This is a genomic window from Streptomyces sp. NPDC046860, assembly GCF_040645115.1.
In the GTDB taxonomy this organism is placed as follows: Bacteria; Actinomycetota; Actinomycetes; order Streptomycetales; family Streptomycetaceae; genus Streptomyces.
Genome location: NZ_JBEYXQ010000006.1, coordinates 203558 through 217046, shown reverse-complemented (window position 1 = coordinate 217046; position 13489 = coordinate 203558). Strand labels below are relative to the sequence as shown.

General features: G+C 68.6%; 17 protein-coding genes and 2 pseudogenes. 12 read left to right on the top strand and 7 right to left on the bottom strand.

All coding sequences use genetic code 11. From position 1 onward, the window contains the following. Positions 1-30: 30 nt before the first annotated feature. From ABZ898_RS11740 to ABZ898_RS11720, 5 genes and pseudogenes are all read left to right on the top strand, one after another. Positions 31-495 (top strand): annotated as a pseudogene (locus ABZ898_RS11740) (DNA cytosine methyltransferase). A gap of 280 nt (positions 496-775) precedes the next feature. Continuing rightward, positions 776-1732 (top strand): IS481 family transposase, encoded by a 957-nt coding sequence (locus ABZ898_RS11735; RefSeq protein ID WP_361656035.1) that lies wholly within the window; start codon positions 776-778, stop codon positions 1730-1732. Positions 1733-2226: 494 nt separating this feature from the next. Then, on the top strand, positions 2227-2847 hold the full coding sequence (locus ABZ898_RS11730; RefSeq protein WP_361656032.1) for a DUF4913 domain-containing protein: 621 nt from the start codon (positions 2227-2229) through the stop codon (positions 2845-2847). After that, entirely contained in the window at positions 2844-3323 is a 480-nt protein-coding gene (locus ABZ898_RS11725; protein WP_361656030.1) for a hypothetical protein, read from the top strand. The genes ABZ898_RS11730 and ABZ898_RS11725 overlap by 4 nt, the downstream gene beginning before the upstream one ends. Then, positions 3320-4010, top strand: a pseudogene (locus ABZ898_RS11720) (hypothetical protein). Before ABZ898_RS11725 ends, ABZ898_RS11720 begins: the two are co-directional and overlap by 4 nt. A 173-nt stretch (positions 4011-4183) precedes the next feature. Here ABZ898_RS11720 and ABZ898_RS11715 read toward each other — a convergent pair. The 3 genes from ABZ898_RS11715 to ABZ898_RS11705 are packed head-to-tail and all read right to left on the bottom strand — an operon-like array spanning position 4184 to position 5986. After that, positions 4184-4585, bottom strand: coding sequence for a DUF6527 family protein (locus ABZ898_RS11715; RefSeq protein WP_361656027.1), 402 nt, complete (start codon positions 4583-4585; stop codon positions 4184-4186). Next, entirely contained in the window at positions 4582-5751 is a 1170-nt protein-coding gene (locus ABZ898_RS11710) for a ThiF family adenylyltransferase (RefSeq protein ID WP_361656024.1), read from the bottom strand. The genes ABZ898_RS11715 and ABZ898_RS11710 overlap by 4 nt, the downstream gene beginning before the upstream one ends. Beyond that, complete coding sequence (locus ABZ898_RS11705) at positions 5726-5986, bottom strand: multiubiquitin domain-containing protein (protein ID WP_361656021.1); 261 nt, start codon at positions 5984-5986, stop codon at positions 5726-5728. Before ABZ898_RS11705 ends, ABZ898_RS11710 begins: the two co-directional genes overlap by 26 nt. Positions 5987-6119: 133 nt before the next feature. Between ABZ898_RS11705 and ABZ898_RS11700 the strand changes: the two genes are divergently transcribed. Next, positions 6120-6500: a helix-turn-helix domain-containing protein gene (locus ABZ898_RS11700; protein ID WP_361656018.1), complete on the top strand. Its 381-nt coding sequence runs from the start codon at positions 6120-6122 to the stop codon at positions 6498-6500. Next, complete coding sequence (locus tag ABZ898_RS11695) at positions 6501-7076, top strand: ImmA/IrrE family metallo-endopeptidase (RefSeq protein ID WP_361656015.1); 576 nt, start codon at positions 6501-6503, stop codon at positions 7074-7076. A gap of 230 nt (positions 7077-7306) precedes the next feature. Here the strand turns inward: ABZ898_RS11695 and ABZ898_RS11690 are convergent, their stop codons facing one another. Beyond that, positions 7307-7573, bottom strand: coding sequence for a hypothetical protein (locus ABZ898_RS11690; RefSeq protein ID WP_361656012.1), 267 nt, complete (start codon positions 7571-7573; stop codon positions 7307-7309). A 219-nt stretch (positions 7574-7792) separates the two neighbouring features. Between ABZ898_RS11690 and ABZ898_RS11685 the strand changes: the two genes are divergently transcribed. From ABZ898_RS11685 to ABZ898_RS11665, 5 genes are all read left to right on the top strand, one after another. Continuing rightward, positions 7793-8140 (top strand): DUF317 domain-containing protein, encoded by a 348-nt coding sequence (locus ABZ898_RS11685; RefSeq protein ID WP_361656010.1) that lies wholly within the window; start codon positions 7793-7795, stop codon positions 8138-8140. Positions 8141-8551: 411 nt separating this feature from the next. Continuing rightward, positions 8552-8764, top strand: a complete 213-nt coding sequence (locus ABZ898_RS11680; protein WP_361656305.1) for a hypothetical protein — start codon at positions 8552-8554, stop codon at positions 8762-8764. 93 nt (positions 8765-8857) lie between these two features. Further along, positions 8858-9187 (top strand): esterase, encoded by a 330-nt coding sequence (locus ABZ898_RS11675; RefSeq protein ID WP_361656007.1) that lies wholly within the window; start codon positions 8858-8860, stop codon positions 9185-9187. A gap of 108 nt (positions 9188-9295) precedes the next feature. Then, the gene (locus ABZ898_RS11670) at positions 9296-9532 is read left to right on the top strand and encodes a MarR family transcriptional regulator (RefSeq protein ID WP_361656005.1); all 237 of its coding nucleotides are present in this window, start codon (positions 9296-9298) and stop codon (positions 9530-9532) included. A 128-nt stretch (positions 9533-9660) separates the two neighbouring features. Further along, entirely contained in the window at positions 9661-9795 is a 135-nt protein-coding gene (locus ABZ898_RS11665; protein ID WP_361656003.1) for a hypothetical protein, read from the top strand. Positions 9796-9801: 6 nt separating this feature from the next. On the opposite strand, the gene ABZ898_RS11660 is transcribed toward ABZ898_RS11665, so the two are convergent. The 3 genes from ABZ898_RS11660 to ABZ898_RS11650 all read right to left on the bottom strand — a co-directional run bounded on the left by ABZ898_RS11660 (position 9802) and on the right by ABZ898_RS11650 (position 13476). Then, positions 9802-11043: a DUF6236 family protein gene (locus tag ABZ898_RS11660; protein WP_361656001.1), complete on the bottom strand. Its 1242-nt coding sequence runs from the start codon at positions 11041-11043 to the stop codon at positions 9802-9804. A 184-nt stretch (positions 11044-11227) separates the two neighbouring features. Then, on the bottom strand, positions 11228-12769 hold the full coding sequence (locus tag ABZ898_RS11655) for a hypothetical protein (RefSeq protein ID WP_361655998.1): 1542 nt from the start codon (positions 12767-12769) through the stop codon (positions 11228-11230). A 302-nt stretch (positions 12770-13071) separates the two neighbouring features. Further along, entirely contained in the window at positions 13072-13476 is a 405-nt protein-coding gene (locus tag ABZ898_RS11650; protein WP_361655996.1) for a hypothetical protein, read from the bottom strand. Between the last annotated feature and the right edge of the window lie 13 nt (positions 13477-13489).

Here is a 13489-nt window from a genome sequence, read left to right as displayed (position 1 = left end):
TGGACTGTTCATACCAACTGCCTCGCGAGCATAGGGGACTCCGCGAACCCCTGCTCATCGAACAGGAGTTCCCTTTGCCACAACGCACTCAACCCCCACACCCGTTCGGGGCTGTGGCTGCACGTCGCCCGTGCGGTCGAAGCCCTCCGCCCCTGCTTGGTGGTGATCGAGAATGTCCGAGGTCTCCTCACCTCGCCCGCCGGTTCCCCTGGCGACGTGGAATTCTGCCCGTGGTGCCTGGGAGACGACCCAACCCAGCCACCTATGTAGGCACTTGGTGCCGTACTCGGCTCCCTGGCCGACCTCCGGTACGACGCAAGGTGGCTCGTGCTTCGTGCCTGCGACGTCGGAGCCCCGCATCGTCGCGAGCGGACCTTCCTCCGTCGCCTGGCCCGCCCAGCACCCAGCTCAAGACCCCGACGAGTAACATCGGCAAGAGCGGCGGCTCCCAGCATCCGTCGAAGAGGAAGAGCGGCGGCCACGGCCCGAACTTGACCGACGAGGTGGAGTGGCTGCTGCCGACTCCGAAGGCGTCGGACGGGATCAAGGGCTGGCCGAACCAGCGGCACGGCAACGGGGGACATGACTCTGCCGAGCGCGGCGGCTTCGCTGCGGCCCACCCTGAGGACGAGCGACACCGGCACTCCTGTCCGTCGTCCGGGCAGGGGCTAGCTGTATTGATCACGAGCGTTGTTGACACTCGGCAGGTCTTGAACATGACGAAGACCTCCGGTGTGGTGGGAGCTGTCTAGGAACTCACCGCACGGAGGTCTTCGTGTCCCACCGTAATGCCCGGCTGACCGTCTTCGGTAGGCGCCTGTTGGTCGAGCGGGTCCGTTCGGGCCGTCCGGTCGCCCATGTCGCAGCCGAGATGGGTATATCGCGGGCCACCGCGCACAAGTGGGTGCGGCGGTGGCGGGCCGAAGGTGACGCCGGCCTGGCCGACCGCTCCAGCCGGCCACGCACGACACCTCACCGGACTCCGGCCGACATCGAAGCCAAGGTCTGCGACCTGCGGCAATCCCGCAAACTGGGACCGGCGAGGATCGGCCCGATCCTGGGCCTCCCGGCCTCGACGGTCCACCGGATCCTGACCCGTCACCGGCTCCATCGGCTGGCCTGGCTCGACCGTCCGACCGGCACTGTGATCCGCCGCTACGAGCGTGAGCGGCCCGGCGAACTCCTCCACGTCGACGTCAAGAAACTCGGCCGGATCCCCGACGGCGGCGGTCACAAGGTCCTGGGCCGCCAGGCCGGCCGCGCCACCCGCAGCGGTATGGGCTTCGACTACATCCCCTCCGCCGTCGACGACCACACCCGCCTCGCTTACAGCGAGGTCCACGGCGATGAGAAGGCCGCCACCTGCGCTGCCTTCCTCCGCCGGGCCGCGGCCTTCTTCACCGCGCATGGCATCGATCGCGTCGAGCGGGTCCTGACCGACAACGCCTGGCCCTACCGCAAGAGCTTCGCCTGGCAACAGGCCCTGGCCGACCTCGGCGCCAGGGGCAAGCTCACCCGCGCCTACCGGCCGCAGACCAACGGCAAGGTCGAACGCTTCAACCGGACCCTGCTCGACGAGTGGGCCTACCTGCGGCCCTACACCTCCAACGACGAGCGAACAGCAGCCCTGGCAGACTTCCTGCACACCTACAACCACCACCGCTGCCACACCGCACTCGACGGCCACCCCCCGATCAGCCGCGTCAACAACGCTGCGGATCAATACAGCTAGCGCCCGCCGCTGCCGGCGGTGGCTCTGCCGCTGTGGGCCGAGGCGGCCCCGGAAGCCGAGGAACCGACGGGCGATGGGGAGCGTACGCCTGCGCCATCGCCCGATGGGAAAGCCTCACCCGCCCCGCGCCGCCGCCCACCGACGCTGCCGGACGCCTGCGCGCCGACTTCGTGGAGTGGATGCAGGGCCTGGCCCCTGGCTGGGTGACCGCCACTCCGGGACTCGGCCGACCGGCTCAACTCACCGCGCTCGGCAACGGCGTGGTCCCCCAACAGGCTGCCCACGCCATGCAGTTGCTGGCTCCCCCTTTCCCACGCTGCCCCCGTTGTACCGCGTTGTAGCGCCCCGTTATCCGGTTTTCCCGGCCGCACCAAATCGCGGAATCTCCGCATCCTCTTGCTCATGCCGACCTGCGAACGGAGCACCGCCGTGACCTCCAGAAGAGCGCGCCGCACTTCGCCCCCGCCCTGCTCGCTGACTCCCTTGGATCCGCCATGTCCGACCCCAGCAAGGCCACCCCCGAGCCCCAGCCGTTCCGTGTTCCCGACGGCGATCTCGACGATCTCGCCAGTACCCTCGCCAAGACCATGGCGGAGGTACGCCAGCACGGTGTCATCCTCGACCGCCTCGGCTCCGAGCCCGTCTCCACCCCTCAGCCCACCGACGACACCCCCACCGCAGACACGGCCGACGCCGACAGCGCCGACGTCCCGGCCTCGGTGTTCATCCTCGCTTTGGGCGGCGAGGCGTACGCCGTCGAACTGGCCGCGCTCAGCGACTGGGTGAACTACCTGTTCCTGCCCGTCTACGGACGGGAGATCAGCACCACCCGCCCATGGTGCGACCAGTGGCACGAGCACCCCGAGGCCGTTGCCCGGCTGCACGCGCTCTGGCTCGCATGGCAGCAGCTCACTGACACCGAGGCCGGCCTGTCCGGTCCCTCGACGTGGCACCGCGACCACTTGGACCAGGCCCTGGTTCATCTCCGTGCCCCCGACGGCCCCTTCGCCGCATGCACGACGAGCCCGAGCCGGCCCAACCACCGCGTGCTGGCCACCCTGGCGCCCGAGCTGGCGGGAGCGACCCAGCGACCGAATGCTCAGAGGCCGATGTGAGCCGCGCCCGTTTCGCCTTCGCCGCCCACCCGGATGCCATCGCGGATCTGCGCGAACTCCCCGACGCGATCCGCGACCTGGCGCTGCTGGAACTGCAGAACCTGGTCCACGGAAGCGACGACTGCCTGCCGCTGACCGGCCGACTCGCAGGCTTCCACAAGGTCTACGTCGACCCAGCCGTCTCCTACCGGATGGTCATCCAGTTCCGCCCAGCCCCGCCCACCTCGACCCACAAGCGCGAGATCTACCTCGTCGCGGCCGGCGCACGGGAGGACTACGCGGTCTACCGCACGGCCCAGCTCCGCACCGGCCTCGACCGGCCCGCCGACACCGACGCGGCGGCCGCGGCCCGAGTCCAGGCAGCCCGGTCCCGGTCCCCCCACGCGTTCGACCCGACCGCACCCCTCCCGGCCACGGCACCGGCGGCAGCCGGCCCCACCGCTCCCGCCGCCTCCCGAAAGGTCCCCCTGCGATGACCTCCGACCGTACGCCCCTGGCCCGCAACGAACTGGCCGGGCTGCTCACCGACGCCGCACAGAGCGTCTCCGGGATCCTGACGACCGAGTACCCCACCTCCGCCGGCCGCTCCTACCTGCATCCCGTCCTCGGCGCGCTGTCCGCCGGCCCCCGAGTGGTCTGCGAACTGAACGACCGGCTCGAAGAGTTCGTCGTCGAGGAGCCACTTCCCTCCACCCCCGCCGGTCTGTTCGCCCTGGCGTCCTACGCTTCCGCGCTCGGCTGGCTCACCGAGTCTCTCGCCGAGCTGACCGCCTCCGTGGACCAGATCTGCGCGCGTCGGCATCCCCGCCGAACCGCCGGACCCGGCCTTCGCCGCCCCCTCGCCGACGGAGAAGGACGACGAGTTCGACTTCGCGTTCAGCGCGCTGGAGCTGGCCGCCATCCGCACAGCCGCTGAGGCTGCCGGCCTCAGCCCCGGCGACTACGTCGAGGTGCTCTCGCGGTCCTTGCTCGCCGCCTCCCGCATCACCGACGCCTGCATGGAGATCTCCAGCGGCCTGCTCGACGACGCCGCGTACGTCCTCGGCGAGGCAACCGATCATGTCTGGATCGGTGAGGGCCCCGACAGCCTACCCACCCTGGTGCGCTCCCTGCTCGCCCGGATGGAGGCGGCCGACAGGGGGACACAGACGCCGCAACCGTAGAGAACATGGGGACGGTGACCGCGCGTCGGGATCCCCAGTGCGTCAGAAATGCCCGGGCCGCGGGTACGCGAACGACGCCGTGTCCGGGTCTGTCCGCGCATCCTCTTCCCTGGTGCCGTCGCGTCGCCGCGCGCGGAGGCCGGACGGTGATGTGGGGGTGCGCTCTTGCTGGCCTATCGACGCCGTGGGCTGAGTCGGCAACGCAGCCTGGCCAGCGGTCCTGGCGCGACTTCGCTCGTGGCTGTGGCGAGCCGGCGGCGGTCGCGCTCACGGTTTTCGGTGATTTCCGTGGCCGAGAAGCGTCGGCTCCAGCGGATCTGGTTCTTGTGGATCCAGTAGTGCGACTGGCATGGGAGCGCCCAGTTACCGATCGAGGGGGCGAGGGACACGCTGTCGCCGTCGTAGGTGAGCGACCACTGCGCTGGCGACAGCGGTGTGACAACCTCCTGCCCGCAACCGCAGCAGCACAGGTGACCGCAGGTGCGGTACGGGATCGAGATGTACAGCACTCCCTGGTCCATCGCTGCCGGGAAGGTTTCGACGAATGCCGGCCGAAGGCTTTCTGAGGCGGTCACGGCAGGTCTTCGTTGGCGATCTCGTTGGTGATCAGCGAGTAGGTGGCGAGGCCCTCGTCGGTTGCGTCTGCGTATATGCCGATGGCCCGCTTCCAGCGGTTGACGGCCAGGACCGCGTTGAGCGCGTTGAGGTCGGCGGTCTGGATGTTGCGTTCATAGGCATCGCGCTCGGGTGCTGGTGACGGAATCCGTTGACGGGCCTGCTGCCGACGTCCTGGCAGGCTTGTCGTCACCCGCAGCAGCCCGCTGAGTCGGCCGTCGATCTCCTCGATGCCCATGCCGACATCGATGAAGGGCACGTCGCGGGCTTCCAGCCAGTCCATGACGGTCGGTTTGCCGGCCGCGTCGTCGGATGCGAGGAACACGAAGGTCGCACCGTCGAGGAGCACGAGGTTGTCCTCGTCCAGGTATTCCTCACAGGCGGTGATGCCGCGGTGCATGCGGGAGTAGAGCGCTGCGAAGTACGCGGCCTTGTTCGGGCGGCTGCGCAGGGTGTCGATGGTCGGTGCACCGGGTGCCCGGAAGGCGTTGTGGTTGTCGAACGTGTCGCCGTCGACGAGCAGGATCGCGTCGACCTCGGTCTTGGCGACCTGGTCGAGTATGTAGCTTCCGCTGCCTCCGAGGCCGACGATCACAATGCGGTGGCCGCGGTATCGGCGGTTGACTGCCGCGAGGCCGGCCCGTGAGGTGGCGGTGTCCCGGTAGACGAAGGGAGTGTCTTCGTCGATCTCCTGCCACGCCGCGCCCGGGGTGGGCGTGGCGGACAGGTCGATCGCTTGGGCCTGGTCGGCGATGATGCGTGCGTAGGCCGTGACTTTCGTGTACTCGTCGGGGTATCCGGCCGGTCCCGGCTTGCTGGAGAGCATGAAGTCGGCCTTCAGTCCCTCGGCGATCGCACGGGTTTCTGGGTTGGCCATGGGGAGTCTTTGGCCATGCTCGTTGCACGGTGGCGATCCGCCGAACCAGATGCGGTGGTCCGTGCCGGAGACGAGGCGGTCGCCGCTGAGGGTCACCGGGTAGGCGAGGAATCCGTAGTCGACGGCTCGCGCCTCGGTTACATAAGGAATGTGGCGGACGATCAGATGTCCCGCCTGCATCACCACATCGTATCCGTCGTCGAGCAGACGCGACAGGTCCCGGTCACGAGCGAGAAGTGCGGTAAACATCGAAGACCATTCCCTTCTTTACTCTCACGCCGTGGCCGGCCGTCAGGCTGCCCGAGCCGTGTCCCTCGTGGCCGCGGCTGTAGCGGACGGTGTAAGTGTCCTGCTCGTTCGGCGGCTGGCCGGGGTAGGCGAGCTCGACGACCTGCTCGAAGGTGATGTCCTTCGCCTCCCACGTGTGCGGGCGGGTGTTGACGATGATCGTGGCGAGGCCGGGTCCGTGACTGTCCGTCGGCATCGGGGTCCTCCAGGCATGCGTGTCCATACCGACCAACGTAGTGCTGATGTCGGTCAGTGCTCGAATTTTCGAGCAGCTACACTGTAGCAGAAGTGATCGACAAGTCGAGCAGTGCAAGAAGCCAGGGATATCAATGAGCGAGAGCCCGAGCGTGAATGTGCAGGCCCTGCACGCGGCTCTGGATGCTGCGCGCATGGAGAAGGAGCTGTCCTGGCGGCAGCTGGCCAAGGAACTCGGAGTGAGCGCGTCGACCGTCTCCCGCATGGCCAACGGGCTGAAGCCCGATGTCACCGCGTTCGCAGCCATGACGACATGGCTACGCATGCCGGCGGAGACCTTCTATGTGACCCCGGGCGGGGAGACCGCCCAAGAGGAGCCGGAGCTCGTGGCATCACTGGTGCCGTTGCTGCGGGCACGCAGCGATCTCAGCGAGGGTGACGTGGCCTACCTGGAGGAGGTCATCGGTGCTGCCGCCCGGCGGTTCCGCGCCGAACGTGAGTCCCGGAGCAGCTGAGTGCGCTGGACGCAGGCGCTGATGCGCGACGTCGCGCAGGAGGAGCGGGACGGGCTCGGCCTGAGTCCGGTGGATCCGCTCGATCCGTATGCGCTCGCCGAGGAGCACGGCATCAGTGTGTACGCCCTCGCCAGCCTGGGTGAGTTCGGCATGGGCGCCGAGACCCTCAGTCACTTCACGGTGCAAAGATCATCGGCCTGGTCGGCTGCGCTGGTGCCCCTCGGTACTGCGCGGGTGATCGTCGAGAACGAGTCCCATTCACATGTCCGCCGGCGCTCCAACATCGCTCACGAGCTCGGCCACCACCTGCTGGAGCACTCCTTCAACAATGTGATCCTCGGCGAGGACCACAAGCGCCAATTCAGCGCGGAGCAGGAGAAGCAGGCGACTTTCATGGCCGGCGAGCTGCTGGTGCCGCTGTCGGCAGCTACGCGGATGGCCTTCGATGGCTGGGACAACGCGCGCGTCGCGGCCGCTTACGGCGTGAGCGAGCAGTTCGCGCAAATGCAGATGAGGGGGCAGCGCATACGGGCCGAGCGAGCTGCCCGCAAATTCGGGTTCCCGCCTCCGGCCTGAGGTGAATGGCAATGAGGGCGCAACAGCCGGGGCGTCGGCGATCAGCCACGTGATCGAGGCCCGCGACGCCGCCGTGACCGCGGACCAGGCACGGGCACTTCGCCTGGCCGAGGCCGCTGTCGCCCGCTCCGCGCACGCACCGCGCGCCCTGGGCCAACCACCGGACCAGCCCGCCCCGTCGGCCGCTGTCGGCGCGACAGTGGCCGTGACTGGGCCCCGACGGTAACTGGTCAGTCCACGTCTTCGTTGCGATGGGCCTCCCCAAACCGGGAGCCCATCGCGCGGTCCAGCTCCGCCAACGTCAGCTCAACGCGTCGCCCATCCGCGATCCGGCGCTTCACCACGGCTTCCCCGTCACGCTGCCTCTCGGCCTGGGTATCCACGGCCCACTGGCCGTCGGCCGCCATCGCGATGTCGCCTATCGTCCACGGCCGCCCTGCGCTGCGGATCTTGCGCGCCAACCCGGCACCGCCCCAGTGTCTGTTCAACTCCGCCACGCCTGTTCCCCCTCCGGCTCTGTGCGGCCCTGCGCCGCAACCGAGTTAGGACAACCGGCCGCGCCGATCCATTCCCCGGCCCGCCGGTCTCTCGTCCCCGGCGGCCAGTTCGCCCACGGCAGACAGCACCTTCCCGGAAACAACTACGTACTTCGGCACACCGCATGTCAACGTACGGGTGTCGGAAAAACCGCAGGTCAACGAAGGGACCATCCACTCTTGAACACCTCCAGCACCCTCCTGCCCGCTGTCGTCCACCCCGCCGTCGAGGAACGCGCCTGGCTCTCCAGCGACCACTGCGCGGGCCCAGTACTCGAACTGCTCGGCGCACTCGGCTGGGCCATGGTCGACACCCCGGAGGCCAACGTGCACTGCACCAGCCCGGACGGCCGCGTCTACGTCGGCTGGCTCCCCGAGGACACCGCCGCCTGGAAGCGCGGCATCGTCTGGCAGGTCCGAGTCATCCCCGCCGACGCCGAACCCTGGATCCAGGAGTTCGGCCCCTACACCCCCTCCGAGGCCGTGGCCGGTTTCCTCGCCGCGCTCATCGCCAACCCCAGCCGCTGAACCGCCCCGCAGCCGGCCTCCTTCCGGACCGCCGCCGGTCGACTCGTATGCCGGGCTGACCGGCCCCGACCAAATCGAGAAGAACACCCCTTGCCCCACCGCGCGCCGCTGACCAACCACCACGCCGACGGCACCGGCTGCCCGGCCGCGCACAAGCACAGCACCTCCGGCAAGCCGCTCCGCCCCGACTGCCCCGGCCGCGCCTACATCCAGGCCATCTGCTCCTGCGGCGACTGGCAGATGAAGAACGCGGCAAGGGCTACGTCAACGAGTCCGCAGGTGGCACCGCGCCAGCCACCCCACGCCGGACCCACCGGCCCGAAGGCCTTACGCAACCTGCTCCGCCTCGACGACCCGCCGACGCTCCACCACCGTGGTGTTCACCCGCCCATCTCACTCCCAGAGGTTCCCGTGCCCCACTACCTGACCGTCGGCCACCTGCTCCGGCAACTTCAGAACCTCGACCCCGACCTGCCGATCCGCCTGGCCGTCAACCCCGACTGGCCCTTCGCGCACTACCTCGACACCGACGTCGTCGTGGGCGACGGCATGGCGTTCATCGCCGAGGACGGCCAGGAGGGCTACCTCCCGGCAGCTGTCCGCGACGCCCTCGCCTGGGCCTGACCCCGCCGTACCGACCCCGTCCAGGAGGCCTCGATCTCACCGCGACCCCACCCTTTCACCGCCCGCCCGCTGCACGCCCTCGCCGTACGGCCCATGCCGTCGGGAGTGCGCGGCGCGCTGGTCCAGCGCGTCTCCGCCCTCCCGGAGGGACCGCTCGACATCTCCTGGATCCCGGCAGGCACCCCCCGACTCCCGCTCGGCCGTATCCGCCTGCACTGGGAGCCCGCCTCCCGTGCAGGCTGGGACGTCACCGCCCACCTCGGCCTGGCCACCACCGAGGTCCTACTCGCCTCCTGGCCCGCCGCCCCCGACAACTGGCCGCGCATGGTCCGCCCCACCCTCCACGAGGTGACCGGCCTGTGCGCCGCCCTCGCGGTCGCCACCGTCGCCCTGGACCTCTCCAACCGCCTCGCCGAAGTCTGACCGCAACCACAGAAGGCCGCCCCGCGCCGACCGGCAGGGGCGGCCTCGCCGTACGCCCGCCCATCCGAATCTTGCGTACGCTCATCACCGACGAACGAGGAGGACACGATGGCCGACGACCAGCAGCTCTGGGGATATCCGGAGGTCGCCGCCCACCTGGGCATCAGCGTCCGGGCCGCCCGCAGCCGCAAGAGCCGGGGCAGTCTGCCGGAGCCCGACGACACCAGCGTGCCGGACCGGCCGCGTTGGAGGCCCGCCACCTTCCAGGGCTGGCAGCCGGTCGGCCGAGGGTTCCGCAGCGACCTGCACGGCACCGGCCAGCACGACAGCACCGCATCCGGCTGACCGGTGGTCGGTCCCGCCCGTGGGCTGCGCGCCATGACGACCGACGCGCCGATGCCGTCCCCGCCGTTCCCCGCGCCCGACACCGCCGTGCTCCAGCTGATTGTCGGCAACGTCATCGCATCGGTCCTGTGGCGACCTCGGTGGAGGAGGCGCTCCTCCACGCGTCCGTCCACGGCTGGTACGAGGGCCATGTCCACGGCGATGACGACTGCCCCGGCTGCGACTTCCGGGGCCAGCTTCCCAAGCACAGCAACCGCGGTTGAGCGCGGCTAGATCCCGGAGCCCGCAGCTCGGCCAAGCGTTCGCGCGACTCGCCGCACCAGGGTGGTCGGCTTCAGATTCCGTTCCACCCTGAGCAAGTAGCTGACCGGAGAGCCACCGAGCTGAGCATCGCGTGCCTCCGCCGTGGCTTGGCGCAGGGTCGCGGCGGCGACCGCGAGGCTGCCCGCGGCGATCGGCACGTTGCCTGCCCAGCCGCTCGCCGCCGCGGCGAGGGCGGGCAGTTCGAACTTGTAGTTCAGCGCGCTGTAGAAGGTTTTGAGGTTGAGGCCGCTCATGGCCTTGCGCAGGTCCTCAAGCGGCAGCGCGATGCTCTCGTCGAACTTCAGTCGAAGGTACTGCTCGAACGCCGCGCGGTCTTCGATGCCGGCCACCTGTTCTCGCAGGTCCGCCGCAGCCTTGTTCACCGCTTGGGTGAAGGCATTGAACTCCGCTCGGTGGTCCTTCCGCAGTTGGATGATCTTTGCCACCGGCACCGAGCGCAGGCCGTCCGGGAGGACGCACTGCACGGCCATCAGCCCGAGTCGTGTTGTCTCGTCAGAACTTGCCGGTCGGGGCGGCTCGCCCAGCATGGCGGCAGCGATCCGGTCGCTGTCCCAGCCGTCCGTGGCGCTGTGGGCCGCGACCTGGTCCGTGATCGGCGCATACCGCGTACGGCGGGCCAGCTCCTCGGTGAGCACACACTTATAGATCCAGGCCAGGACCGGGTCCATAGCCAGCCACGTCACGTCCGCGAATCTGGCAACACGCGACCGCATGGCTGGCGCAGCGAGACCTGCACCGCGAAGGGCGTCCGCAAGCCGTGGGTCTACCTCGTGCGGGTACAGGCCGGCGAGAGGGCGTTCGTCACGCGGAAGCGTTCGCACGTCGTCAGATGAGGTCGGCTCCGCGTTGACGATGCGCTGCCCCATCATCAACGGCTCAGGCCGGTTCCCCCGATGCGCGTGGAAAGTTCGGGTGTCGGCAGTTGCCAGAAACCGTTGCCTCAGTTCGGCGCCGTGGTCCTCGACAGCCTTCAGGAAGGCGGGGGCGACAGCGGCTGCGGCTTCCCTGGGGTCCACGTCGGTGACGAAGTCCAGCTCGTCGCGCAGGGCCTTGACCAGATCCGGGTCGGTGACAGAAAACCCGCGCGGGACGACCCGGGCAACGCCCGGCCAGTAGAGGGCGGCGGCCTTGATCCACTGCTCATCACGGAAGTGCACGTACGGGTAGTAGAGGCCGATTCGCTGCACTGCTGCCCTTTCGCCGCGTCCTGTCGGCCTCGCCGGATGCGTCCGGGGGCCGACAGCATGCTACGCAAGCAGTGTGCGCCCTGGCGCATGGAACTGAGCGCGCTTTCTATACGGACGGATCTCGCCAATTCCGGGCCAGCCGTACTCATCCGTGGGAACGCTGCCCCCGCGCCGCGCGTGCGGCTCACCCTCCGATCCACTGCGGACCATTCCGCACATCGTCGAGGAAGCGGGGAAGCGTGACTTTGATATTGAGGAAGAACTCGGGACGGTTCGCCGGATTTTTACCTGCGGCAGCTGAGAGTGTCGCGGCGCTAGTACCTCCCAGCCACATGCCTGCCATCAGATCGGTCAGGTAGTGCTCCAGACTCACGGCGGCATGGCGTACATCGCTGTGCCCGACGGTAAACAAGGAATCGCGACCGGAGTGGGCAGCACCAACAGCATGCAAGAACTTCGCCGGTACGACGTAGACATCACCGCTGGCGGGGATGAGCCAGTACGTCGCCGTCGAACTGAGCTCTAGCAGGGTATCGAGTTGCAGGCGGTTGATCTTCCAGGAGTCACTACGTGAGGCGCTGGGAATAAGGGCGTTGGCCTTCTTGACCTGGACCAGGTCACCGATCCTCGTGGTCAGCCGCCCCGGGACCGTGACCTCCAGGATGACACCGATGTCCGCTCCGGTACCCTTCTCTGCATTTTTGGTCTCCTGCCGACTCGCCAGCGCTACCTCTGGAGAGTCAGGATCCATCCACTGCCCGGACTTCGATCCGGCTGCGAACCGTTGCCCGAGCTTCTCCAGTAGGCGGGCAGTGAGCGCTTCCTCGTCCTGCGCGCCGGACCGGGACACAAAGTTCATGAAGTCCTTGACTGAGCCCGCCACCGCTCCACGCGTCAGATCCTCCAGATCGGTGCTGGCGAGCCACGTCGACGACGGAGCGCCGAGGGGTCTGGGGAAGACGTGGCGCCGGGCGTCCATGGAACCGCCCAGCGCGTCGAACAGCTTCTGTTCGATGGGGCCGATGCCGTCAGCCATGGCCTGGATTCCCTCGGCCCGGCGCCGGACTTCTCGTACCGCACTTCGTGTGCTCGCCTTGACAGCCGTTCGCACCGATGGGCGATGCTCGGCCAAGGCCAGCGTGAGGGAGACGTCGAGACCGTCCAGGTGACGGGCAAGGGCGAGGAGCCACGGCAGCGACTTGGACCACAGCGTGGGTCGGCGGCTCGCGGACCTTTCCACTCTGGCTCGGAGCCCCATAGCCTCCACGGGATAGCCCTCCACGCTGAGCAGCGTCAGATCGCGCCACAGATCCGCCAGTGCGCGGTTGGTGTGCGGCGCCAGGCCCGCCATCACCTCGCCAGCCCGGCCGTCTTCGAGATCCTGGTTGAGTTCGATCAGACCCGCAGCAACGCCTACGGCTATCGCAGCTGGAACCGGCAACGCACGAGCGACGCGGGCGGGCTCGTCAATGCAAGCCATCCACTCCACCAGGTCCGGGGTGGAGGGGTATATGCGGCCGACTGTGATCCAGCTACCAACCGTCAAACGCAGCAGGTGCTGCTCGACCAGGGAGCCATACTCGCCTACCAGCCCCTCAAGGCCGCGTGCCGTCGCAAATTCATGGGCTGCGGGCGGGCGAGCATGCAAGACGTCCAGACAGCATCGGGAGCAGTTGGGGTCCTGGTCGCGGTAGCGGTAGTTGTCGCGATGCGGGATGTGATCCACCGGGCGACTGTACGCGCCGCGGCCAGCATCCCACCGCGAAGTAGCCAGATTGACATAGGACGTGGCTTCGTACGTGGGAAATCGCGGGCAATCCAGGTCCGGCCGCTGGCACTGCCGTGGGAGCACGCCCAGCATGTTGACCCATTTAGTCGGCCTATCAGTCGATTTTCGCCAACTTGGCCCCTGTCCGGAGGGTGGGCCGCGCGAGTCGCAGGCCATCGCGAGTCGATCCACTCAAAAGAGCACCAGACCGGCGCAGTGTGCTGACCTGGCCTCTGTTGTATCGGAGGTAATTCCGCTCACTACTCCAGGTAGGTGCCAGCGAAGGCGCCGTCGAAGCCGAGTGCGATCAGGCCCTGCTCGACGCTGGGGTAGGTCGTCCCGTCCGGGATGGCGATCATGGCGTCGAAATCGGCGCGGCTGACCTCGGGCTCGAGCCACTGGTTGCTGCAGCGGCAGCGGACCCAGACGTTGCGGCCGTGGTTGATGAGCAGCCAGTCGCGCCGGGCCCGGCAGGCCGAGCACATCACGGGGATCCCGCACAGGGACAGCTCCGGCGGGTGGCTGAGGCAGCGCGTCGCGCCGGGTCCGCTGGGCGGCTGTGTCTCGTACTGGAGTTGCGGCAGCGGATCGCTTCCGGCCGGGGCGGCCGGCAGGACGGGGGTCGGCTCTACGTGGTGGTCGGTCGTTCTGAGCACGAGCGTCATCTCCCGGTCGAGG

Excerpts from the sequence above, each read along its gene's own strand:
- ABZ898_RS11730 (WP_361656032.1), top strand. The coding sequence starts at position 2,227 with ATGTCCGACCCCAGCAAGGCCACCCCCGAGCCCCAGCCGTTCCGTGTT.
- ABZ898_RS11710 (WP_361656024.1), bottom strand. The coding sequence starts at position 5,751 with ATGTTTACCGCACTTCTCGCTCGTGACCGGGACCTGTCGCGTCTGCTC.
- ABZ898_RS11705 (WP_361656021.1), bottom strand. The coding sequence starts at position 5,986 with ATGCCGACGGACAGTCACGGACCCGGCCTCGCCACGATCATCGTCAAC.
- ABZ898_RS11700 (WP_361656018.1), top strand. The coding sequence starts at position 6,120 with ATGAGCGAGAGCCCGAGCGTGAATGTGCAGGCCCTGCACGCGGCTCTG.
- ABZ898_RS11675 (WP_361656007.1), top strand. The coding sequence starts at position 8,858 with ATGCCGTCGGGAGTGCGCGGCGCGCTGGTCCAGCGCGTCTCCGCCCTC.
- ABZ898_RS11670 (WP_361656005.1), top strand. The coding sequence starts at position 9,296 with ATGGCCGACGACCAGCAGCTCTGGGGATATCCGGAGGTCGCCGCCCAC.
- ABZ898_RS11650 (WP_361655996.1), bottom strand. The coding sequence starts at position 13,476 with ATGACGCTCGTGCTCAGAACGACCGACCACCACGTAGAGCCGACCCCC.